This window comes from Nocardia sp. NPDC051570, assembly GCF_044454005.1.
GTDB lineage: Bacteria > Actinomycetota > Actinomycetes > Mycobacteriales > Mycobacteriaceae > Nocardia.
Window position 1 is genome coordinate 73253 of sequence record NZ_JBITDI010000016.1, and the last position, 24028, is coordinate 97280.

The 24028-nt window shown below is 67.8% G+C and carries 16 protein-coding genes and 1 tRNA gene; 8 read left to right on the forward strand and 9 right to left on the reverse strand.

Going from position 1 to position 24028, the window contains the following annotated elements:
• Nucleotides 1-234: 234 nt before the first annotated feature.
• Complete coding sequence (locus tag ACIA76_RS32655; protein ID WP_397157358.1) at nt 235-1188, reverse strand: GlxA family transcriptional regulator; 954 nt, start codon at nt 1186-1188, stop codon at nt 235-237.
• Between the two features lie 54 nt (nt 1189-1242).
• Here ACIA76_RS32655 and ACIA76_RS32660 point away from each other — a divergent pair, with 54 nt between their 5' ends.
• Nucleotides 1243-1578 carry a cupin domain-containing protein gene (locus ACIA76_RS32660; RefSeq protein WP_397157360.1) on the forward strand — a complete coding sequence of 112 codons (336 nt, stop codon included), beginning with the start codon at nt 1243-1245 and terminating at the stop codon, nt 1576-1578.
• Nucleotides 1579-1701: 123 nt separating this feature from the next.
• On the opposite strand, the gene ACIA76_RS32665 is transcribed toward ACIA76_RS32660, so the two are convergent.
• Genes ACIA76_RS32665 through ACIA76_RS32680 form a run of 4 tightly spaced genes read right to left on the reverse strand, consistent with a single transcriptional unit; the run spans nt 1702 to nt 7412 of the window.
• A complete protein-coding gene (locus ACIA76_RS32665) occupies nt 1702-3492 on the reverse strand; it encodes an ABC transporter ATP-binding protein (RefSeq protein WP_397157362.1) in 1791 nt (596 codons plus the stop codon).
• Nucleotides 3489-5198, reverse strand: coding sequence for an ABC transporter ATP-binding protein (locus ACIA76_RS32670; RefSeq protein ID WP_397157365.1), 1710 nt, complete (start codon nt 5196-5198; stop codon nt 3489-3491). Before ACIA76_RS32670 ends, ACIA76_RS32665 begins: the two co-directional genes overlap by 4 nt.
• The gene (locus ACIA76_RS32675; protein WP_397157367.1) at nt 5191-6126 is read right to left on the reverse strand and encodes a methionyl-tRNA formyltransferase; all 936 of its coding nucleotides are present in this window, start codon (nt 6124-6126) and stop codon (nt 5191-5193) included. Before ACIA76_RS32675 ends, ACIA76_RS32670 begins: the two co-directional genes overlap by 8 nt.
• 2 nt (nt 6127-6128) lie before the next feature.
• Nucleotides 6129-7412, reverse strand: a complete 1284-nt coding sequence (locus tag ACIA76_RS32680) for a lysine N(6)-hydroxylase/L-ornithine N(5)-oxygenase family protein (protein WP_397157369.1) — start codon at nt 7410-7412, stop codon at nt 6129-6131.
• 155 nt (nt 7413-7567) lie between these two features.
• Here ACIA76_RS32680 and ACIA76_RS32685 point away from each other — a divergent pair, with 155 nt between their 5' ends.
• From ACIA76_RS32685 to ACIA76_RS32700, 4 genes are read left to right on the forward strand one after another with little or no spacing between them, the layout of a single operon-like run.
• The gene (locus ACIA76_RS32685; RefSeq protein ID WP_397157371.1) at nt 7568-14380 is read left to right on the forward strand and encodes an amino acid adenylation domain-containing protein; all 6813 of its coding nucleotides are present in this window, start codon (nt 7568-7570) and stop codon (nt 14378-14380) included.
• Between the two features lie 7 nt (nt 14381-14387).
• Nucleotides 14388-15452, forward strand: a complete 1065-nt coding sequence (locus ACIA76_RS32690; RefSeq protein WP_397157373.1) for an iron-siderophore ABC transporter substrate-binding protein — start codon at nt 14388-14390, stop codon at nt 15450-15452.
• The gene (locus ACIA76_RS32695; protein ID WP_397157375.1) at nt 15439-16446 is read left to right on the forward strand and encodes a FecCD family ABC transporter permease; all 1008 of its coding nucleotides are present in this window, start codon (nt 15439-15441) and stop codon (nt 16444-16446) included. Before ACIA76_RS32690 ends, ACIA76_RS32695 begins: the two co-directional genes overlap by 14 nt.
• A complete protein-coding gene (locus ACIA76_RS32700; RefSeq protein ID WP_397157377.1) occupies nt 16443-17540 on the forward strand; it encodes a FecCD family ABC transporter permease in 1098 nt (365 codons plus the stop codon). The genes ACIA76_RS32695 and ACIA76_RS32700 overlap by 4 nt, the downstream gene beginning before the upstream one ends.
• Before the next feature lie 247 nt (nt 17541-17787).
• Here ACIA76_RS32700 and ACIA76_RS32705 read toward each other — a convergent pair whose 3' ends face one another.
• Entirely contained in the window at nt 17788-18624 is an 837-nt protein-coding gene (locus tag ACIA76_RS32705; RefSeq protein ID WP_397157379.1) for a hypothetical protein, read from the reverse strand.
• A 189-nt stretch (nt 18625-18813) separates the two neighbouring features.
• Nucleotides 18814-19875, reverse strand: a complete 1062-nt coding sequence (locus ACIA76_RS32710; protein ID WP_397157380.1) for an aldo/keto reductase — start codon at nt 19873-19875, stop codon at nt 18814-18816.
• A gap of 120 nt (nt 19876-19995) precedes the next feature.
• Here ACIA76_RS32710 and ACIA76_RS32715 point away from each other — a divergent pair, with 120 nt between their 5' ends.
• Nucleotides 19996-20826: a helix-turn-helix transcriptional regulator gene (locus tag ACIA76_RS32715; protein ID WP_397157382.1), complete on the forward strand. Its 831-nt coding sequence runs from the start codon at nt 19996-19998 to the stop codon at nt 20824-20826.
• Nucleotides 20827-21075: 249 nt separating this feature from the next.
• Complete coding sequence (locus ACIA76_RS32720) at nt 21076-22158, forward strand: hypothetical protein (protein WP_397157383.1); 1083 nt, start codon at nt 21076-21078, stop codon at nt 22156-22158.
• 66 nt (nt 22159-22224) lie between these two features.
• Here ACIA76_RS32720 and ACIA76_RS32725 read toward each other — a convergent pair.
• Nucleotides 22225-22298, reverse strand: a tRNA-Ile gene (locus tag ACIA76_RS32725).
• A gap of 114 nt (nt 22299-22412) precedes the next feature.
• Between ACIA76_RS32725 and ACIA76_RS32730 the strand changes: the two genes are divergently transcribed.
• Nucleotides 22413-22838, forward strand: coding sequence for a nitroreductase family deazaflavin-dependent oxidoreductase (locus tag ACIA76_RS32730; protein WP_397157385.1), 426 nt, complete (start codon nt 22413-22415; stop codon nt 22836-22838).
• A gap of 1 nt (nt 22839) precedes the next feature.
• On the opposite strand, the gene ACIA76_RS32735 is transcribed toward ACIA76_RS32730, so the two are convergent.
• A complete protein-coding gene (locus tag ACIA76_RS32735; RefSeq protein WP_397157387.1) occupies nt 22840-23835 on the reverse strand; it encodes a zinc-binding dehydrogenase in 996 nt (331 codons plus the stop codon).
• Nucleotides 23836-24028 lie beyond the last annotated feature (193 nt).

The window sequence follows — 24028 nt, forward strand, 5'->3', positions numbered from 1 at the left end:
CATACGCGTCCGCCACCCGCCGGTGACCTGGAACGCGATGCCGCGCTCGTCACGGTGCCGCGGCAGCTCGGGTTTTCGCACAATGCTCCGGACATCTGTCTGCTCCTTCAGGCGCTGTTGTCTGGGCAACGCCAACTGTCGCAGAACCCCGTATCCTCTTGATATTCATCGCCTTTCGCCCGGCGATAGCGGGGTGAAGGCGCTGTCCCGATTCGCCGAACGACCCGTTCTGTATCAGGGAACCCGGAACGCTCGCCGATATCCGCCCGGAGTCGTGCCGACCTGAGCGCGGAAGCGGCGGCGCAGGTTGACCGCCGAGGTGAGGCCGACGCGGGCCGCGATGGCCTCGACCGGCAGATCGGTCTCCTCCAACAGCGTGCGTGCCTCGGCCACTCGGCGGGACAGCAGCCACGCGCCGGGACTTGTGCCGAGTTGATCGGTGAAGCGCCGAGCCAATGTGCGGGGCGAGATGCTGAGATACGCGGCCATATCGCTCACCGACAACGGAGTCGCCAGGCGCGCGCCGGCCCATTCGAGGAGGCCGTTCACCGTGTCCGCGGTCGAGAGAGCTGGCATGTACTGGACTTGACCGCCTTCGCGGTGCGGCGGCAGCACCATATGCCGCGCGAGGAGGGCGGCATGCGCGGCGCCGTGGTCCTGCCGGACGAGATGCAGGCACAGGTCGATGCCCGCGCCTGCTCCGGCGCTGGTGGCGACATCGCCATGGTCGACGTAGAGCATGTCCGGCTCCACGCGCACCTGAGGGAAGTCCCGGGCCAACTGTGCGGCACGCGACCAGTGCGTGGTAGCCGAGCGGCCGTCCAACAGTCCCGTACGAGCCAGCGCGAAAACTCCCGAGCAGATCGTGACGAGCCGGGCCCCATGAGCGTGAGCCTGTAGCAATGCCCGCCGCACGCGGGCCGACAGCGGCGCCTCCACCGGCATCCACCCCGGAATGAGCACGGTGTCGGCGGACGCGAGCGCCGACAGACCCTTCGCGACCGAGATCGCATACCCGGCGGTCGTCGGCACCGGGCCGGGCGTCTCCGTGCACACCTCGAACTCGTAGTACTGCGGCACACCGGCCCGCTGCGTACCGAAAACTTCGACAGCGCAGCCGAGTTCGAACGTCGACTGCACCGGCCGCACCATGACCACCACGCGATGCATGGCAGGAAAGTACCCCATAGTGTCTTTGTCGACACTGTCCGGACGTAGCCCGCGCCCGGCATCGTGACAGGCATGCACGCCGAGATCCTTGCCCAGGAGGGCTATACCTCTGTCCGCGTCACCGAATCGCCCGCCCGCGAACTCTTCCCCGGTATACGGCTACGCCCACTCTGGACGGGGCCGTCCGGCGCGCACGCCAACGTGCTGGAGATGGATCCGGGCACGTCATGGCCGCGCCGTGATGTCCACGAACCCGGCCCCGAGGAGGTGTACGTGGTCGCGGGCACGTTCAACGATGGTGCACGCGACTACCCGGTGGGCACATTCCTGCATGCCCCGGCCGGTTCGTGGCATGTGCCCGCGACCACCACCGGCTGCACGCTGTTCCTCTTCTATCCCGAAGGCTAGTTTCCGATGCTCGCGCCGCATGGCGGGTGCTGTCGAACACCGTTGCCGCACAGAGGAAACCGCTGACAGCGCCGTGTAGCACTCGCCTGAGGGGAGCGAGTGCCACACCGCGAATCGGGTAGATCACGAATTCCCGGCGTAGGCCCGCCACAGGCGGGCGTAGCGGCCGTTCGCGGCGAGGAGTTCGGTGTGGGTGCCGCGTTCGGCTACCCGGCCCTCGTGCATCAGCAGGACCGCGTCGGCCTGTTCGGCCTGGGTGAGGCGGTGGGCGATGACGATCGCGGTGCGATCGCGGGTCGCCTGCCAGCCGGCGCGCTCCAGTTCTCCGGCCCCTTCCGAACCTGCTTCGGCGGTGGCCTCGTCCAGGAGCAGGACCGGCGGGTCGAGCAGCAGGACCCGGGCCAGGGCGAGCTGTTGGGCCTGTACTGCCGTGAGGGCATGGCCGTGCGAGCCGACCACCGTATCCAGGTCGTCGGGGAGCGTGGCCACCCAGTGCGCCGCGCCCACGGCCGTCAGGGACCGCCGCAGCGCGGCGTCGTCGGGTGGTGCGTCGTCGGGGGTCACCAGGGTCAGGTTGTCGCGCAGCGATCCCGCGAAGACGTGCACTTCCTGTGTGACCAAACATAATTGACGCGCGCGCAGGCGAGGATCGAGATCGCCCGCATCGGTGTCGCCGATGGTGATCGTCCCGGTGCCCGGTTCCCGGATCCCGGCGATCAGGGCCGCGAGGGTCGACTTGCCCGCGCCGGACGTCCCGACGATGGCGGTGGTGGTTCCCGCGGGGAAGTGCGCGGTCACCTCGCGCAGCACGGGGCCGCGGCCGTAGTCGAAACCGATATCGCGCAATGCCAGTCCGGGCCGTGCGTCCGGGACCACCGAGGCACCGTCGGCGGGTGAGCGGTCGAGGGCATCGGCGGATTCCAATGCGACGCCGACCATTCGCCGCAGGGATGCCGCGGCCGAGGACAGCTGATCGACCAGGAACAGCAGCTGTCCGATCGGTCCGAACAGCCGCATGAAGAACAGGGTTGCCGTGGTCACCGCGCCGACGGTCACCGACCCGCCTCGCACCAGCGCGAAACCGGTTATCAGCAGCGTGCTCATACCCACCCATTCGGCCAGGTTGACGCGCCCGCTGAGCCGATTGGCGAAGACCCGGGTCAGCACCGACAGGCGCACAACCGACCAGGAGTGCTCGGCGATCCGGACGCGCTGCCGGTGCTCGAGTCCGAAGGCGCGCACGGTCGACAGCCCCCGGATCGAGGCCAGGATCTCCCCCGCCCGCCGGGCGCGTTCGGCACGTTCACCGGCGTAGACCTCGGGCGCGTCGCGCCGATACTGCCGCACCCCGAGCCAGTAGATGGGAACCAGGATCAGCATCGCCGCCGCGAATCGCCAATCCAGCGAACCCATTCCGGCCAGGGTGACGACCACGGCGAATCCGGACCCGGTGACCAGTGGCAGTGCCTCACCGATCGTCTGGTTGACCGTGGCCACATCCTCGGCGGTGCGGGAGACCACATCGCCCGCGCCCGCCTTCTCGATCCGCGCCAGCGGCAGACCGAGGGCCCCGCGAACCACTCGCTGCTGCAACGCCGCCAGAACGGAACTGACGATGCGGGCACTGGTGAGGAATCCATAGGCGCCCGCGACGGCCGACGCGACCATCGCGAGAGCCATCACCCCGCCCGCCCGCCACACCGCGCCCGAGCCGCTGCCCAGTCCGGGGATCCGACGATGGGAGACGACCAGATCCACCAGGGCGCCCATGAGCGCCGGGGGAATCAATGCCGCCGCCGCGGCGAGTGTGAGCGCGACGGCGGCCCCGGCCACCGCCGGCCATTGACCCCGCAGCTGCGCGCGCACGACCCGGCGCACCTGCGCCGGGGATGCGACGGTCAGTTGTTCACTCATCGGCCGACCCCCACGGTGTCCGGAGCGAGATCGGCGACGGTATCCGCCGCGGCCCGCCAGGCCGGGGAGTAGGTGAGCACCAGCGTGGATCGGCCCGCCCGCAGCGCGACAACGGCTGCGGCGATGGCGGTTTCGGTGACCGAATCGACACCGGTGGTCGGATCGACGAGGACCAGGATTTCGGGATCGGCGATCAGGGCGCGAGCGAGCGCCACCCGCTGCCGCTGCCCACCGGACAGGTCGAATCCCCCTTCGCCGACCGGAGTCTCGACACCGTCGGGCAGCGCGGCGAGCACATCACCCAGACCCGCGGCCAACAGCGCCCGCTCCTGCGCGGCCGTCGGCGCCCCGGCGTCGCCGCCGGTCACATTCTCGAGAATGGTGCCCTCGAACAGCTGCGCCTCATGCGGCGCGACCACCATGCGGCGCCGGACCTCGGCGGGTCCCAGATCCACCAATTCGTCTCCGCCCAGCCGAATCCGGCCACGCGTCACCGGTCCCTCGAGCGCGAGGCCCGCGACCAGTGGAGCGACATCGGAATGCGGTGCGGACACCACCATCGACGTACCGGACCTCAGCGCGATCCTCCGATCGCCGAGTTCGAAGCTCAGTTCGGTCGCGGCGGGTATCGATGCGGGCCCGGTGATCGAGGGGGCGGGCAACAGCGGCGGCGCCTGGACCACCGCGAGGATGCGTCCGGCACTGGCCAGACCGGCATTCCAGAACAGCCCCAACATCTTTCCCAGCGAACTCATCGGGTCGATGAGCAACTGCGATATGCCGATCACGGTGATCAGCTCGCCGATGCTCAACTGCCCGTCGACCGCGAGCGCGGCCGCGTAGACCCCGATCGCGACCACGAACAACCCCCCGATCCCACTGAGCCGCGCCGACAGCAGCGCGGCCGCACGGTTCGCGGAATGGGTTGCGGCCAAGGCATTCTGGGACGCGCGCCGATACCGGGCGAAGGCCGTATGCTCGGCCCCCATACCACGGATCACGCGCAGCCCGGCCACGATATCGGCGGCGGAAGCGGCCGCGGAGGCGGCGGCGGCCTGCTGCGACTGCATGCGCTTGGCGACCGGTGCGGCGATGCGATCGGAGGCGACGACCACGATCACCGCGCCGAGCACCGCCGCCACGCCCAGCGGCCAGGAGATGGTCACGAGAATCGCTGCGCCGAGCAGAATCCCGACCAGCTGGCCGAAGGGATAGATCAGCGCCGCCTTGGCCCGGGCGACCGATTGCGTATCGACGGTCGCGATGGACAGCAACTCACCCGGCTGCCGGGACGGACCACCCAGACCGGCGGCATCGAAGATCCGGTCGATCACCCGCATACGCAGCGAGTGATCGACGAAATTCATTGCCAGCCAACCCAATCGGGACGCGAAGCGAAAGCTGAGGCTCAATGTCGCGAAGACCAGGGCCAGCACCGCGATCCAGCCCGCCAGCACTCGGACATCCCCGGTCGCCACCGCGCTGTCGACGGCCTGGGCGACGACGACCGGAACCAGCATCTCGCCCACCTGATGCAGCACCGACAGCGTGACCGCCGGAATCATCAAGCGCCGATGCGCGATCATGGCTCGCAGAACGAGCTGCCGCGCCGTGGTGGTCTCATCGATACACGGCTGGGCCGTCGACACGGGAAGTTCGGGCGCGAGCGCGAACGCCCGCGGCCGCGAACCGACCGGATCACTCAAGGTACCCACCCGAATTGCCCAGATAGGCCAGGGCATCGTGCTCGACGCCGTCGTCGGTGCGGATCCGATGCAGAATCAGCGCCCGATTCGCGCCGCTCCACGCCTGCGGACCGGCGGTGACCGCGATACCGCCGGAATCCTCGACGGTGATCCGGCCGGGCGTACCGCCGTAACGAGTGTTGGAGACCGAGGCCGACAGCACCCGCAACCGCTCACCCTTGAAGTAGCAGAAGGCATTCGGATACGGATCGGACTGCGCGCGAATCAGGCGTTCGATGACCTCGGCCGGCCAGCCGAAGTCGATATGCGAATCCCGTTCGGATCGCTTGTGGAAGTAGGTCGCATCCGCGGGATTCTGCGGAATCGGTTGTGCGGTACCGGATTCCAGGAGATCGAGCGCATGCAACAGCAGCGGCTCGATCTCACCGACGGTCCGGTGGAACAGATCGACGGTGCGATCGGCCGGCCCGACGGGCACGGCCACCTGCGCCACGATGGGCCCGGCGTCCAGGCGCTCGTCCATCAGATGCGCGGTCACCCCGACCTGCGGATCGCCGTTGATCAGCGCCCAGATCAGCGGCGAGAAGCCCGCGTACTTGGGCAGCAGCGAATCGTGGATATTGAGCGTGCCCAGCCGCGGCCTGCGATAGATATCCTCCGGCAGCCAGGTACGCCAATTGTTGGCGACGATGAGATCCGGATCGGCCTCCTCCACGGCGCGCCGCAATTCGTCATCCGGGCGCTTGGCGAGATGCACCGGAATTCCGTGCGCGAGGGCGAGTTCCTCGACCGAGTCGTTCCACATCCGCTCGTACGGATTGTCGCTCGGCGGATGCGTCACCGCGAGCACGACCTCGTGTTTGGAGCCGATAATGGCCTGCAGCGTCCGATGACCCCAGGTCTGGAAGCCGAATGTCACAATGCGCATGTTCATCCCACCCGATCGAGGAGAGCGGCGGACGAGTCGGTGTCCGCGGTCAGTTTTTCAATGGAATCGAGAAGTTCGCCGGCACGCACGGCGACATTGGACAGCAATGTCGCGCCGAGTCCGTGCGTCGGTTCGTCCGCACCCTGGACGAACAGTCCGGCGATCGTCTCCTGCCCCACCCGGACCTGGTAATCCCTTGTGAGGGAAACCGTTCCCTCGAGATCCGGGAACGTCGCGAGCCCGGACAGGCCCGAGGAGGTGAAGCCGGTCGCGCAGATCACGACGTCATAGGTGGCGGTGGTGGTCGTACCCGTCATGCGGTCGCGCACGGTGACATCGATCGGGCCGTCGGCCGAGCCGTCGGTCGTGCGGGCCGACACCACCTCGGTCGCGGGACGAATCACCAATCGCCGCCGCCCTGTCACCGCCTCGGAGTATTCGATGGCGTACAACTCCTTTATCAGGTCGAGATCCACACAGGAGTAATTGGTGGTGCGGTGCCGGGTCAGCAGATCCCGGCGCACCGTGTCGGAGGCGTGATAGAAGCGATCGACGGCCTGAGGATCGAAGACGCGATTGGCGAAGGGGCTGTCGTCGGCCGGTTGGAATCCGTAGCTGTTGAACACGCTTTCGACGGTCGCCCCTTGATAGCGGTTATAGAGATACGAGACCACCTCGGCGGCACTCTGGCCGCTTCCCACCACCAGCAGACGCGCATCGTCCGGTATCGCGATCTGCTCGAGGTTGTCGAGTAGCCGGTAGTTGTGGAACAGCCGCGGCCCCGGGGTGGCCCAGGACGGCAGCGATTCCCGCAATCCCGTCGCGACCACCACGGTGCGGGCCAGCTTGGTCACCGGACCGGTGGGGCCGTTCACGCGAACCCGGAATCGCGCCCGCTCCCGCTCGGACAAGCGCTCGATCTCGACGACCTCGCTGCCGTACACGATGGGCGAGCGCACGGTCGAGGCCACCCATTCCAGATAGTCGGCGAATTCGACCCGCGTGGGAAAGAAGGTCTGGTGGTTGATGAAATCGACGAGCCGGCCGTGAGCGGACAGATAGTTGACGAAGCTATAGGGGCTCAAGGGATTTCGCAGGGTGGCGAGATCCTTCAGAAACGAGATCTGCATGGTGGCCCCCGCCAGCAACATGCCGGAGTGCCAGCCGAAACTCCGACGGCGCTCGAAGACCATCGCGCTGGTCGGGCGGGCGGCGGCGCGTTCATCGATCGCGGCGAGCAGTGCGAGATTCGACGGTCCGGCACCCACGCCGATCACGTCGTACACACCGTGTTGGCTTTCCAATTCAACCGTGCTTTCAGTACAGACCTCGGACGAGGCCGATCCGGGCTACCCCCGCATGAGCAAGTACCACTTGGGAGGTTGTTAGGTTAGGCTACCCAAGCGTTACAGAGGTTAGCCTAATCTAAGAGGAAGTGGCAATGAGCTTGCGCCCGATCGGAAGTGCCGAACGCTTCAGCCTGACCGCGGCGCAGCGCGAGTTGTGGTTGGGGCATCAGGTATCCCCCGACCCGGCCGCATATCGGACGGCCGAGGTCACCTGGTTCGACAGCGCGAGTCACCTCGAACTGCCGCACCTCGATTCCGCCATCACCCGGGCCATCGACGAATCCTACTTGGGGGCAGTGCGTTTCGCCGACCAGGATACCGATCCCCAGATGATCGTCGATCCGGATCGGCGGATCCGGGTCGAACGCCTCGACGCCGTGGACGAGGCCGCGGCCCGGGCGCTGATGACCGACGATATCCGGGCGGTCGGCGAGGATGCGGCCGATCTGGGCGCACCCCTGCTGCGCACCGCGCTCATCCATCTCGGCGACGGCCGGATCGCCTGGTATCTCCGGGCGCACCACCTACTCCTCGATGGATACGGCTTCGCGCTGCTGCGGCAGCGGGTCGAGAAGATCTACACCGCCCTGTCACGCGGCGAGCAGATACCGCCCGCGACCTTCCCGGCCCTATCGCATCTGCAGCCCGAGGGCCGGATTCCGGAACCGGACCGCGCCGAGGCGGCCCCGGCGGCGACCTGGTCGGGACGCCGCGCCGCACCCGAACCCCTACCGGTGCGCGCCCGCCGGTCGGTCCGGATAGCGGCGGACGACTGGATCGCGACCGCGCTGGCGGCGGTGGTCGGCTACACCGCACTGTTGCGGACCGCAGACTCGGTCCGCGTCGACCTGCCCGTACTCGGGCGAAAGGCCTTGGCGCAGTGGCGGACACCGCTCGCGCAGGCCTATCTGACCACCCTCGACTTCCCGGCTCTCGACCGCGATCGGCTCCGGAAGTCCTCGGGCATCGACCAGTCGCTGGTCGCCGCCGCGGCCGAACAGCTACGCGGACAACGGGACACCACCGCCCCGACCCCGGTGAGCGGCGGTCCGCTGCTCAACATCATGCCGTTCACCCCGACCCTGAACCTGCCCGGCGCATCGGCACACACCGAAGTCCTCGCCGAGGGCCCGATCGCCGACATCTCCCTACGCATCACCCGAAACGCCAGCGCGGCAGACGATTCCGAACTCGTCGTCGAATTCGCGGGCAATCCGGCCACCTATTCGACCACCGATCTCGCCCTGCACGCCGATCGCTTCGCCCGCTACCTCAGCGGACAGGGATTCGGCACCGAGGCCGATACGACGCTCTGGCGACGCGCGACCGGCACGGATCGCGGCCCGGTCGCCACCGCCGCCCGCGGCGGCAGTCTGATCACGGCGTTCGACACCGTCGCCGCGCAGCGGCCGGACCACCCCGCGCTGATCGAATCCGGCCGACCGCCGGTCACCTACGCCCGGCTGCGCGCGCGATCCGAACAGATCGCCGAGACGCTGCGTGCCGGCGGCATCGGTCCCGGCCATCTGGTCCGGATCGCGTTGCCGCGCGGCCCGGAGGTCGTGGCGGCGATCCTCGGCGTCCTGCGCAGCGGTGCGGCATACCTGCCCACCGATCCGAACTCCCCTTCGGCACGCACGGACTTCATCGTCGCCGACGCGAAAATCGCTGCCACCGTCGATATCTCGGGCATCGCCATACACGATCGGCACGCTCGGCGGCTGGCGCCGGATACGGCGTACGTCATCTACACCTCGGGGTCGACCGGAACACCGAAGGGCGTGCCCGTGCGCCACCATGCCGTATCGCGGCTGTTCAGCGCCACCGAATCCGTTGTCGGCCAGGGGCCCGCGGATCGATGGCTGCTGTTCCACTCCTACGCCTTCGACTTCTCGGTATGGGAGATCTGGGGTGCGCTGCTGCACGGCGCGGCGTTGGTGGTCCCCACCGACACCGATGTGCGGGACACCCGGGCGATGGCGCGCCTGATCGTCGACTCCGGGGTGACCGTGCTGAACCAGACCCCCTCCGCATTCGGGGCCCTGATTCCGGAGCTGCGCGAACTGGGCTCGAATCGGTTGCGCGCCATCGTCTTCGGTGGCGAACGGCTGGACCCCGCCGCGCTGCGGCCCTGGCTGGAATTCGCTCCGGATACGCGGCTGATCAATATGTACGGCATCACCGAGACGACGGTGCACGTCACCGCGTACCCGGTGGGCCTCGGCGATACCGAGCGGGAGGAGTCGGTGATCGGCGCGCCGATCGCCGACCTGCGCGCCTATCTGCTCGACACCGCACTGCGGCCGGTGGTGCCCGGCGCCGTCGGCGAACTCCATATCGCCGGACCGGGCCTGTCCGACGGCTACCTCGGCCGCCCCGGCCTGACGGCGGGCCGTTTCATCGCCGACCCGTTCGCCGCGGGCGGGCGCCTCTATCGGACCGGCGACCTGGCGACCCTCACCGCCGACGGCGACCTCGTCTATCTCGGTCGCGGCGACGACCAGGTGCAGGTGCGCGGATTCCGCATCGAACCCGCCGAAATCGACGCCGTCGCCATCGGATTCCCCACCGTGACGGCGGCGGTGACCGTGCCGCGGCCCCTGCCCAAGGATGCCGAGGCACTGGTCACCTACGTCACCGGCCCCGCGGATTCGCGGTCGACCGAACCGATTCGGCGATATCTGTCCGAACGACTGCCGCACTACATGGTGCCCGCGATGATCGTCGTCCTTCCCGCCCTCCCACTCACGGTGAACGGCAAGGTCGACAAGCGTGCCCTGCCCGAGCCTCGAGTACACGGCACGGGCGCCGAGGAGATCACCGATCCACTCACCGGATCGGTGTGCGCGGCCTTCGCACGGGTGACCGGTGTCGACCGAATCGGTCCGGGCGACAACTTCTTCCACCTCGGCGGGCATTCGCTGCATGCGGTCACCCTGCTGCGCGAGCTGGCGACGATCCCCGGGCTGGACCGGCTGCGCTTCCGCGATATCTTCGACCATCCGACGCCGCGAGCGCTCACCGCGCTGGCCGATACCGGCAGTCCGGGTCGGACGATCCGGCCCGTCGAGCGACTGGAAACCTTTGCGCCGGTGGACCTCACACCCGCGCAGCATCGCATCTGGCTGCTCGATCGAAACGACGGTCCCGCAACCTATGTGGTGGGTTTCGCGATCGAATTCGGCGCGGGCGTCGGCGTGCTGGATCCCGTGGTCGCACGGGCCGCCATCGGCGATGTGGTGCGCGCACAGGAGAGTCTGCGCACGCGATTCCCGGTGATCCAGGGGCGACCGGTGCAACAGGTGGCGTCCTCGGCGCCGGATATCACCGACGTCGAGGATCTGGACGCGGCGCTGACCGACGCGCTCGCCGCGGGCTTCGATATCGAACTCGCGCCCGGCGTGCGATTCTTCGTGTCCGGCAACGGTATCGGCGTGGTGATGCATCACATCATCGGCGACGAGTTCTCCCGGCGGATCCTGGTCCGGCAGCTGGCCGACGCCTATTCCGCACGCCTGGACGGACGGCCGCTGCCGCGACAGGACTCCGAAACCGGCCCGAGCGTCCGCGAACTCGCGCACTGGCAGCTCACCGACGGCTCCAACGATAACGACGCCGAGTTCTGGCGGTCCTATCTCGCGGGCGCGCCCGACGAATTGTCCTGGCGCACCGACCGGCCGCGTCCCGCCCTGCCGACCCACGCCGGTCGCACCATCGACCGTGGACTGCCGCCCGAGATCCACCGGGCGGTGCTCGCGATGGCCCGCCGGGCCGGAGTCACCCCCTTCACGGTGCTGCACGCCACCCTGCTCGTGGCGCTGGCGCGCACCGGGGCGGGCCTGGACCTGAGCATCGGGACCCCGTTCGCGGGCCGCGACCATCCGGCCGCGGACGAACTTGTCGGATGCTTCGTCAACACCGTGGCCCTGCGCTGCGCCGTGCGGGAGGAACGGACCTTCCTCGAACTGCTGGCCGATGTCCGCGCCGCCGATGTCGCGGCCTTCGATCACGCGCGGACCCCGTTCGACGCCGTCGTCGAGGCGGTGAACCCGCCGCGGTCCGGATCGCGGCATCCGCTGTTCCAGGTCATGCTCACCCACTGGGAAGAGCCCTCGGCCACACCGGCATTCGGCGACCACCCGGTCACGGTCCGCGCGATCGCGCCGGAGACCGCCAAGTTCGAGGCGTCCGTGCGATTCACGCAGTTGCCGGACGTCTCGGGAATCACCGCCACCCTGGAGTATTCGACCGAGCTGTTCGACGAGCCGACGGCCACCGCGTTGCTCGCGCGGGTGGCCCTGCTGCTCGAACGCCTCACGGCCGCACCGGATGTGCCCATCGCCGAGATCGGCGCACTCGACGAGGACGAGCGGAACCGGCTGCGGCACTTCGGCATCCGGCCACACGACCTGGCGCCGGTCGAGTTCTCCGAGATCTTCGTTCCGATCGCGACGCAGGCCTCGACGGCGACGGCCATCGAATGCGGCGCGACCGCGCTCACCTACGCCGAACTGCTGGACTGGTCGAACCGCCTGGCCCATCGGCTCGCGGCGCAGGGGGTCGGCACCGGCGATATCGTGGGACTCGAGCTGCCCCGCGGGCCGGAACTCATGGTCGCGCTGGTCGCGGTGCTGCGCGTCGGCGCGGCATATCTGCCGCTCGATCCGAGTTATCCGCCGGAGCGTTTGGCGCATATGCTCGCCGACTGCCGACCCAGCCTGATCCTCGACGATCCGGACGAGATCGCGGAATCGCGCACCGGGGAACGGCTTACGCCGATCGAGACGCACCGCCGCCGCGCGCCGGGACCGGACGATCTGGCGTATGTGATCTACACCTCCGGCTCCACCGGCGTGCCCAAGGGCGTCGAGATCACCCATCGCGGACTGGTGGATCTGCTTGCGCTGCAACGGGATGTGATCGGGATGGGGCCGCACACCCGGGCGCTGCACTTCTCCTCGATCAGCTTCGACCTCGGCTTCTGGCAGGTGATGTGGGGAATCTGCTCGGGCGGCACGTTGATCATCGCCCGCGAGCAGGATCGGCTTCCGGGCACTCCGCTGCTGGACGTGATCAGCCGCCACCGCGCCAACTTCGTCGGCATCCCACCGACTTTCGCGGCCGCGTTCCCCCCCGATGCGGACCTGCCACCCGGCATCGATCTCATGCTCGGCGCGGAGAAACTCACCCCGGCACTGATCGGCCGCTACGGTCGGGGGCGTCGACTGTTCAATGCCTACGGCCCCACCGAATGTACGGTCAACGCCACCCTGGCACTGGTCCGGGCCGATCATCGGGGGCCGGTCTCGATCGGATATCCCGACCCGGGCAAGCGCGCCTATATTCTCGACAGCTGGCTGCGGCCGGTGGCGGTGGGTGGTATCGGGGAGCTGTATCTGGCGGGTGGCTCCCTCGCGCGGGGCTACCGCAATCAACCCGGCAAGTCCGCGGAGCGGTTCGTCGCCGATCCCTTCGCCGCGGACGGATCGCGCATGTATCGCACCTCGGATCTGGTGTGGTGGGGCGAGGACGGGCAGATCTACTACTACGGGCGCGCCGATCATCAGGTCAAACTGCGCGGCTTCCGGATCGAGCTCGGCGAGATCGAGACGGTGCTCGCGGCGGATCCGCGGACCGAGGATGTGGTGGTCCAGGTCGTGACCGATCGGTTGGTCGCGTATCTGACCCTGGCGCCGGGCACCGAACTCGATCGCGATGCGCTCATGCGCCATTGCGCGAGCCGACTGCCCGACTACATGGTGCCGTCGACCTTCGTCGCCCTGGACGAATTCCCCCGGCTACCCAATGGCAAGGTCGACATGGCCAACCTCCCGGCCCTGCAGATCGCCCACCGCATCGTCGGCCGGGGCCCGCGCAACGCGCGCGAGGAGACGGTATGTGGCTTGTTCGCCCGCGCACTGGCGGTGGACGCGGTGGGGATCGATGACAACTTCTTCGATCTGGGCGGACATTCGCTGCTGGCGGCGGCGATGATGGCCGAGATCTCCCGGGAGTTCGGCGTCACCGCCACCGTCGCAGTGCTTTTCGCCGCGCCCACTCCCGCGGAACTGGTGTCGGCCCTCGATTCCGGTTCGGCGGCAACCACTTCCGGACTCGAAGTCCTCTTGCCGCTGCGCACCAGCGGCGACGCGACGCCGGTGTTCTGTTTCCATCCGGCGGGTGGAATCAGCTGGGGCTTCGCCGGATTGCTGCGCCATGTCGATGCGCGGTATCCGCTCTACGGCATTCAGGCCACGAATCTGGCCACCGCCGCGCCGCCACCCCCGACCCTCGAGGCCATGGTGGTCGAATACCTCGACTACATCGAATCCGTTGCTCCACAAGGCCCCTGCCATCTGGTCGGCTGGTCGCTGGGCGGTGTCGTGGCGCATGCGATGGCCGCGGAGATGCAGGCGCGGGGGCGGGAGGTGGGCATCGTCGCCATGCTCGACTCCTTCCCGTCGGATGCCTGGCCGTCCATTCCCACCGAACAGGATGCGTTGGCGGCGCTGTTGTACATGGTCGGCTACGATCCGGCGCCGCTGCTCACCGACGGCCGAACCCTCACCCGTCGGCAGGTGGTCGACATCCTGCGTGGTGAGGGCAGTGCGCTGGCGGGCATCACCGAGGAGACACCGCGCGCCATGATCGACAACTTCGCCAATGCGGTGGTGCTCGAATCCGAACCGCGCCAGATCCGGGTGGACGGGAATCTGCTGTTCTTCACCGCGGCCCGCAATCCGGCGACCAAGGCCACTCACGACCTGTGGCGGCCGTACTTCAGCGGCATGATCGAAAACCATGACATCGACTGCGAACACAAGGATATGACCCAACCCGGTCCGATTGCCGAGATCGGCCGGATCATCAACGACGCCCTCGGGCGTTGGTCGACAGGAGATTGAGCCACCCATGATCGAACGTTCCCTTCGTCACGGAGTACAGCCGCCCGTTCGCCGACGGCTGCGCCGGGTCGTGGCCGGTTGCGCCGCGGCGGTATCGCTGCTGCTGGCGACCGGCTGCACGAGCGGCGAGCGATCCGCCGAGACTCCCGCCGCCGCACCCGGCGGGGCCTTCCCGGTCACCCTCGAGTCGGCGCTCGGACCGACGACGATTTCCCATGCGCCGCAACGGGTGATCACCCTCGGATGGGGTTCCACCGAGGTGGCGCTCGCACTGGGCGTGACGCCGGTCGCCGTCCCGAACATGAAGTCCGATTCCGGCACCGACGACCCCGTACTGCCCTGGGTGCGGGACAAACTCGGATCGGCGACACCCGAGGTGTTCGAGGCGACGAGTAAGTCGATGCCGTATGAGAAGATCGCCGCCCTGCGCCCGGATGTGATTCTGGCCGTGCAATCCGGTGTCACCGCGGACCAGTTCGCCAAACTGTCGGCGATCGCCCCGACCGTGGGCTATCCGGGCAAGCCCTGGCAGACCGGTTGGCAGGATCAGACCCGGCTGGTCGGCAAGGCCCTCGGCAAGGAGAAGGAGGCCGCCGCTCTCGTCGACAATACGAATGCGCAACTGGCACAGGCGCGTTCGGAGCACCCCGAGTTCGCCGGGAAGACCGCGGCGGTGTTCAGCGCGATCAAGCCGGACGGGCTGAACGTCTATCTGGCGACCGATCCGCGGATCGAACTGCTGCAGACCCTGGGCTTCACCCCGCTCCCCGAACTCGCGCAGTTGCGCCAGCAGACCGATCCGTCCAAGTTCGCGGCGGACGTCAGCTGGGAGAACATCCCGCGCTACAACCCGGATGTACTGCTCAGCTGGTATCTGCAACCGGCTCTCCAGACGAGTGTGGAAGCCAATCCGATCTTCCGGTCCCTGGCCGCGGTGAAGGCGAATTCATATGTGGCACTGACCGATCCGCCCATGGTGTACGCGATCAGCGCGCCGAACGTGCTGAACATCCCGTGGCTGGTCACCCATGCCCTACCGAAGCTGAGCACCGCCGCTCATGGCACGCGGTAACGTCCGAACCGTAGCGCCGCCGCTCGCCCTCGGACTGCTGGCCACGGGGCTGGCGGCGGCCGTGGTCGGGTCGCTGCTGATCGGATCGGGATCGCTGACCCCGGTGCAGGTGTGGCAGGGCCTGTCCGGCGCCCCGGGCGAGGCCGCCGACATCCTGCGCACCATCCGCATTCCACGCACCGTCTTCGCGGTGATCATCGGTGCGGCACTGGGACTCGCGGGCGCCCTGACCCAGGGATATACGCGCAATCCCCTGGCCGATCCGGGGCTGCTGGGTATCACGCAGGGTGCGGCGCTGGCCGTGGTGCTGGCGATCACGCTGCTGCATCTCACCTCCCCGGTGGCCTACGTATGGTTCGCGTTCGGGGGCGCGGCGCTCGCCGCGGCCATGGTCTTCACCATCGCCGGGCTCGGGTCGGGAGCATCGCCGCTGTCGGTGGTTCTGGTCGGGGCCGGTATCTCGGTATCGCTGTCGGCGCTGACCGGGGCGATCGCGTTGAGTGACCGCACATCGATGGATGCGCTGCGATTCTGGGGCGCGGGATCGGTGGGCGGGTTGGCATGGCCGGTGCTGCGAGTGATGTTGCCGTTCCTGGTGATCGGCTTCGGGCTCGCGGCGCTGTGCGCGCCGGTGCTCAACGCGCTGGATCTGGGTGATGATGTCGCGGCAGCGCTCGGCGTCCATGTGTTTCGGGGTCGGCTGGTGGGCATCCTGACCGTCACGCTGCTCGCGGGGGCCGCGACCGCGGCCTGCGGGAGTATCGCATTCCTGGGTCTGATGGTTCCGCACGTGGCGCGCTCGTTGACCGGACCCGACTTTCGATGGCTGCTGCCGTGCGCGGCCGCCCTCGGCGCGGTCGTCCTGTTGGCCGCCGATATCGTCGGCCGCGTGGTGGCACGGCCCGGGGAACTGCAGGCCGGGATCGTCGTCGCACTGCTCGGGGCCCCGTTCTTCCTGGCGGTCGTCCTGTTACGAAAGGCGGGCACGCGGTGACCACGCGCGTCGAGGTCCGACGGCCCACATCCGCGGTGCGGATACCCGGTACTCGGATAGCGGTCCGCTGGCGCTCGCGGCCCCTCGCGGTGGCCGTGACGGCCGCGGCGGCGACGGCCGCGCTGTTCTGCGTGAGCCTGGGCACGGGCGATCTCGCGATTCCGCTGTGGGATGTGCTGGCCACCCTGGTGGGACGCGGAGACAGTATGAGCGCCTTCGTCATTCACGAACTCCGGCTGCCCCGAGCCGTACTCGGTGTCGTGGTGGGGCTGGCTCTCGGCGTGAGCGGAGCGATCGTCCAGACCGTCGCCCGCAATCCCCTCGCCTCGCCCGATATCCTGGGCGTCACCGGTGGCGCGGGTGCCGCCGCCGTGACCGTGGTGACCGGGGTCGGCGGCCACACCATCTCGACCCTGTTCGCGTACGGCCTGCCGCTGGCCGCCATGACGGGCGGATTGCTCACCGGGACATTCGTTCTCGCGGTGAGTGCCCTGGGCCGAGTGGGGCAGCAGCGGCTGGTGCTCGCGGGTGTGGCGGTCACCGCCATCATGTCGGCGCTGACGCAATGGATGTTGGTGCGGGCCGATATTCGCGATGTGGGCCAGGCGCAGCTGTGGCTGGTCGGGGCGTTGGAGCCGCGGCAGTGGTCGCAGATATGGATCACGGTATGGGGCATCGGCGCGCTGACGGTCGCGGCGATCGCGCTGGCCTATCCGCTGCGCGCGATCGCACTGGGCGACGATCTCGCCGTCACATTGGGCATCCGGCTCACCGCGGTACGAATGTCATTGCTGCTCACCGCGATACTGCTGACCGGTATCGCGGTCGCGGCGGCCGGACCGGTCTTCGCCGTGGCCCTGATCGCGCCCCAGGTCACCGTCCGACTGAGTCGGCTAGCGTCGCCACCGCTGCTCGCCTCCGGAATCATGGGAGCTCTCCTACTGACGGCAGCCGACCTCATCTCTCGGACCCTGCTGTCCGAACCACTCCCGGTCGGGGTCGTGACCGCGGCGATCGGCGGCCCTTTCCTGGTGCTGCTCATCCTGCGCGCGAACCTGCGCACCGCCTTCGGGCGCATGTCCTGGCGGCGCTGATCGCCCCGAGGGCGGCGGCGGTGCCGCCCTCGGCGCTCGATCGGATATCAGTGGCGGGGTTCGATAATCGCAGAACCTGTCTCGGTCACCCCTCACGCTCCTCACGGTCGCGTAGGTCCCGGATCGCTTGTCTGAGCCCTCTGGGATGCGGCGAACATCGACCGTCACAATCACGAACACCGCCAACGGGATTCCGACCGCGACCGCCAACCCGAAGCAATCGCCTACCGAATAGGCCCAGGAAGGGTCACCGGCGGACCCAGCCTTGGGCTACATCGGCAAGATTCCACCACGAAACATACTGAGAGTCTTCGGATTCCAGCTTCCACCCTAATGCCAGGGCATCGAAGAATGCATCGTCTCCCGTCTTGCCACCCTTGGGTTCGCCGACGAACACCAGCCGATCGCCTCCGGCACGGCTGAACTCGTCGAGCGCCGTCGATGCCATGACATTGCCCCAACCCGGCGGCCAGCACAGGAACAACACGTGGTCGGACTGACCGCGAACACGCTCAGCGAAGGACGCGAGATCACCGACACGATGCCACACATCGCGTTGCCCGGACGCGCCCGGGAACGACACGTTTTCGGTCGTATCCGGGGGTTCGAAGTCGAAAGCGTCGACGATCAGACCGGCGACCGTCAGCTGCGCCGCCCAATAGCCCCGGCCGGCACCGAGTTCGACCACCTCCCTGCCCGAGCAGAAGTCGGTCATCCAGTTGATCGTTTCAGGCGACGGGACAGCGTAGGCGTAGACCGCCTGCAGGATCGTCTGCGCGAACCCCAGTCGCGCACTGCCTTGGGGGCGACCGCCGTCGACCACTCGACGACCGTCCCGGTGAGAGACCGATTGGGCGACGATGTCCCAGTAGGGATTCCGACTCTGAGCGTCGTCTCCGGTCATGTAATGCACGAATCGGAGATCGAATGCGGCGTCAGCCTGTTCGTCTCCACTGCCGGACATCATCGCCGCCGCATCCAGGTAGTCGGCCACCTTCGGATACTCCGCGCGGAGCCGCCGCTCGTCACCGAGCAACGCGGCCAGCTGGTCCCGACGATCTGGAGTGAGGACGAATCCAGCCATGACTCCCATACTGCCTGTGCAACTCCCGCTGATGGTGCTGAATGCACAACAGCTGATACATCCCGGGCCGAACGCGCTCAACCCCAGCGCATTACGCGCGAACCTACGTACCGCCTTCGGGCGCATACCTCGGCGGCGCTGATCGCCCCGAGGGCGGCAGCGATGCCGCCCTCGGGGCTCGATCGGATATCAGTGACGGGGTTCGATCACCAGGTCGCCGCGAGTCAGGGTGCGGCCCCTGACGCTGGCGAGAAGATCGTGCGGGAAGCCCAGGTCGATCACGCTGGCCTCGTCGAGGCGGGCCAGTTGGGCGGCGGTGAATTCGACCTCCAGGGCGCCCAGGTTGTCCTCCAGTTGCTCGGGGGTGCGCGCGCCGATGATCGGTGCCGTCACGTCCGGATTCTGCAGGGTCCAGGCCAATCCGACCTGCCCGGGCGTGCGGCCCAGCTCGTGGGCGATCTCCCGCACGACGTCCGCGATGGCGAGGTTTCGTTCGGTGAGCGCGCCATTGGCGATATTGAAGTTCTTGCGGGTGCCGTCGTCGGAGGCGTTCACCGCGGTCAGGTCGGCGCGGCTGTATTTGCCGGTGAGCACCCCGCCGGCCAGCGGTGAGAACGGGATCACCCCCAACCCCAACTCGCGTGCCATGGGGATCAGGTCACGTTCCCCGGTACGCTCGATCAGGTTGTATTCGAGCTGCAGCGCCACCAGCGGTGACCAGCCGCGCAGGTCGGCGATCGCCTGCATGCGCGACACCTGCCAGGCCGGGGCGTTGGAGATCGCCACGTACAAGACCTTGCCGCGGCGGACCAGATCGTCCATGCCGCGCAGGATCTCCTCGACCGGCGTCGTGACATCCCACACGTGCAGGTAGAGCAGATCGATGTAATCCGTATTCAGCTGTCGCAGACTGGTTTCCACTGACGCGAACAGGGGCTTGCGGTGCGCGCCACCGGAATTCGGATCGTCGGCCCGACGCAATGTCGAGTACTTCGTTGCCAGCACCAGGCTTTCGCGGTTGTCGCGGGTGAATTCGCCCAGCAGACGCTCGGAGCTGCCATTGGTGTAGGTGCTGGCGGTGTCGATGAAGTTGCCGCCGCGCTCGACGTAGACGTCGAACAGCTTGCGCGCCTCGTCCCGTTCGGCGCCCCAGCCCCATTCGGTACCGAAGGTCGCCGCGCCCAGCGCCAGCGGTGAGATCCGCAACCCCGAGCGGCCCAGCAGCCGGTAGGTGTCGAGGGTGAGCGACATCGTGTCCTCCTGAACTAGTGATCCGTTGTCGGAGAACAAGTCTGTGATCGCCGCGAACCGGGGATAAGGGAAGACAGTTCCTGGGAACGCCGGTCCTACCCTGGCGGTAGCATCGGACCGATGACCCGCACCGTGGACGCGACACAGGAGCTGGCCGCGTTCCTGCGAACCCGGCGCGAACGGCTCGACCCGCACGATTTCGACCTGCCGTCGCGTCGGCGGTTCCGGCGGACCCCCGGATTGCGCCGCGAAGAGGTCGCCGAATTGGCCGGGATCAGCATCGATTACATCGTGCGGCTGGAACAGGGCCGTGGGCTGCGGCCCTCGGCGGATGTGGTGGAGGCACTGGCCCAGGCACTGCGCCTGGCCCCCGCCGAACGCGCCTACCTGTTCGACCTGGCCCAGCAGCGCCCCCGCAACGCCGACACACTCGCCACCACCGCGGCCCCGCCGCTGGCCCGCATGGTCGCCGACCTGTCACCGCTGCCGGCCATGCTGATGAACCACCGCTACGACATCCTGGCCTGGAACGACGAAATGGCAAGGCTCCTCCTGGATTTCGACACCCTGCCGCCGTCCCAGCGCAACGCGATGTGGCTATGCCTGAGGCATCCACCGATGCGTGAGTTCTATCTCGACCGCGAACGGGTCGTCCGAGAGGGAATCGCCCACCTGCGCGCCGCGTGGGCCGCCCATCCGCACGATCGGGCGCTATCCGACCTCATCACCGAATTCACCACTCACGACGAGGAATTCGCGCGACTCTGGGACGAACGAGACGTCAAGGTCAACGGCCGCGGCCGCAAGGCGATGCGACACCCCGCCGTCGGCGAGATCACCGTGGATTTCGAAGTGCTCATGCCACTGGAAGATCCGGACCAACGATTGACGATCTTCCGCCCCGCCGACGATGAAAGCCGATCGGCATTGGACCGCTTGCGCGCGCCCTGATCAGCAGTCCTTGGAGGAGAGCCACTCCGTTCTCATATCGATGATTGTGTTAGGTAGAACAAGGGCACTGATCAGGAACATTCAACCTGATCAGAGCTTCTGATCTGCGAGATCTCACAACTGCGCTCGCAGTCGTCCACATAACGCTCGATATCGGCTGACGTGAAGTGCGTCACACCCCACCGGTCACCGACGCCTTTCGAACCCGACGTCATTACGCGAACACTGCAGATATGGGATCGGCGTGTCATGCTGGCGCGACGCAACACATGTACAGGAATGTATTGCACTCGATCCAAAAGCGAGACCTGGAGTGTCATGGACGTATTGAATGAGAAGTGGTCTTATGACCAGATTGCTCGTCGTTTGTCGCAGAAGTGCGGTCGGTTCTTCGAGCGGGCCGCAAAGACAGCCTTCGCGGGTTTACTCGCAAGCGTGGCTCTCGTTGCATTCAGTCCTGGTGCCGTCGCCGATCCGTACACCGGGCCATCGGGTCAGTTCGGCCTCGGGCTACCGGGTCAGTCCACCGACGGCCTGCCGAACTGCGGCACGACGCATCCCCGAACCCTCACCTTGAACCTGGGCATAGAACATCCGCAACCGCCGCGAGCACTGGATGAGACCTTCGCCGCCGCACCGTCGGGTGCCGATTGGTGCAATATCGATCTGGGGTTCGGCGGGGTGACTTTCGGACCTGAAGGCATAACTCTGCAGACCCCGACAGCACCGGTAGGGGGATCGGCCGAGATCGTCGCACAGCCGATCACTGTGCCGGGCATGGCAGAGGTTTTCCGGCTTCGGGGTTCGAACTTGGTCGCGGACACCGGCGCCGGGGCATGGGGCATCTCCAACCGATCGGCCGACCCGATGGCGATGGAAGTCGCATGGTTCGGCTGGAAAGGCACCACCGGGCCGGTCACTCAACTAATGGCCAAGACCGGAATCTCGGACGCGTTGACACAGCTCATGTACGACGCTCCCGCTGCGACCGGATTCAACATCTACGTCAAACAGGCCGGAGAAAGGAAAATGACCACCATTCCACTGGATCCGGCGCTGCTCTCGGCTGACCACTCCTACGGAATTCGGTTATACGCAGACAGGGTCGAATTCTTCGTGGACGGCAATCGCGTTGCCACGTCAGCGAAGTCACTGACCGGACGCTCGGTCGATATCGCCGGCCGACCGATTCCGCTGTCCGGGCAAATATGGATGGACACCCAGGCCTGGAACCCCTTCCCGGTAGCGGAGTTCTCCCCCACCGCGAACAGTGCCACGCTCGCGCACTACCGCCAGGGCCCGATCGACGACACACCACTGACGCTCCCCTGAACCGGGTCGAACAGGCATGCACCACGAACCATCCGAGGTCGAGCTTGTTCGGATGTACGAGGTTTGTGGGGCGGGTGGGGCTCGAACCCACGACCAATGGATTATGAGTCCACGGCTCTAACCGACTGAGCTACCGCCCCCGACCGCGTACTGCGGGCTCGAGCGATGGTACCGGGTCGGGTGGGGCATGCACTAGCCGGACCGGTGGTTGCGGCTAGTGTGTCGCCGGGGGTCGAGTTCGATGGGAGCGTGCGGTGAGTCTGTTCGCGAATGTCCTGCGGGTGCATCAGTGGGTATACGAGAAGTCCGGTGGGTTGGTGGGACATCGGATACTGCTGGGGAACCCGACGTTGTTGCTGCATACGGTCGGGCGCAAGACCGGGCAGCCCAGGACCAATGCGCTGACCTATGCCCGGGACGGCAAGGACTATCTGGTCACCGCGTCCAACGGCGGGTCGCCGCGACCGCCGGGGTGGCTGGCGAATCTGAAGTCCCTGCCGGACTGCGAGATTCACGTCGGACCCCGGCGGATCGCGGTGACCGCCCGCGCGACCTATCCCGACGATCCGGAGTACGCGCGCCGATGGGCGTTGGTGGACAAGGTGAATCGCGGCCGATACGCCCAGTATCAGACGATGACCGAACGCCCCATCGCGGTGGTCGTCCTGACCCCGCGGTAGCTCACACCGTCAGAATCGTCCGGCCCAGCGCCGTGCGCCCCTCGATGGCGGTATGGGCCGCGGCCGCCGCGTCGAGCGGGAAGGTCTGCCCCACGACGACTTCCAGACGATCCGCGGCGGCCTCGGCCAGCGCCGTGCGGCCGAGGCCGGACCAGTCGATATCGGCGCGCGTGAGCTCCATCAGCGAGGTCACCGTGACACCCTGCGCCGTAGCGCCTTCGGCGCTCGAGTCGGCGAATCCGCCCGCGGAATTGCCGTATCCGATGAACCGGCCACCGCGGGTCAGCGTGCCCAGCGCGGCACTCCCGAACCGCCCGCCCGCGCCGTCGAGGACCACATCCACCCCGTCGCCGCCCACCGATTCCAGCACCCGATCGGCCCAGCCGGGCTCCTCGTAGTCGAGCACCACATCCGCCCCGAGCCGCCGGGCCAGCTCGAGCTTCGCCGCACCCCTCGCGGCGGCGATCACTCGGGACCCGGCGGCTCGCGCCAGTTGGATCAACAGCGTGCCCAATCCCCCACCCGCCGCGGTGATCAGCACCCACTGTCCCGGCCGCAGTTCCGCCCGCTCGGCCACCGCCAGCGCGGTGCGCCCGTCGTGCACCAGGGCCGCGGCGCGCACGAAGTCCAGTCCGGCGGGCAGCTCGTCGAGCGAATCCGCGTGCGCGAGGGCCTTTTCCGCATATCCGCCGATCGGCAGGCCGCCCCCGATCCCGCTCGCCGCGGTCTTGGTCGCCACGCGCTTGCCGACCCAGCCGGGATCCACGCCCGCGCCGACCGCGGACACCACGCCCGCGACCGCCCCGCCGGGCACATAGGGCGGCTCGACCGGGAAGAAGTCCTGGCCCCAGCCGCTGCGCAGCCGCCCGTCGAGGAACATCACATCCGCGGCCGAGACGTCCACCACCACCTCACCCGGCCCGGGCACCGGATCCGGCAGCTCGCCGATCATCAGCACCTCCGGCGCGCCGAACGATTTCACTTCCACCGCACGCATTCTCGGCCACTTCCCTTCGTCTGCGGGTACGGGAACCAGCCTCCAACCTCAACAGTGGTTCAAGTCAAGTCGGCCGCGCGCTTGGTCTTCAGGCAAAACGTCGGCTATCCTGGCGCCCGAGGGGAGTACTTCCCAAGCGCTATACCGGTCAGTACGGATTCCGCCATCGGAAATCCCCGGGTGGCCGCCCGGA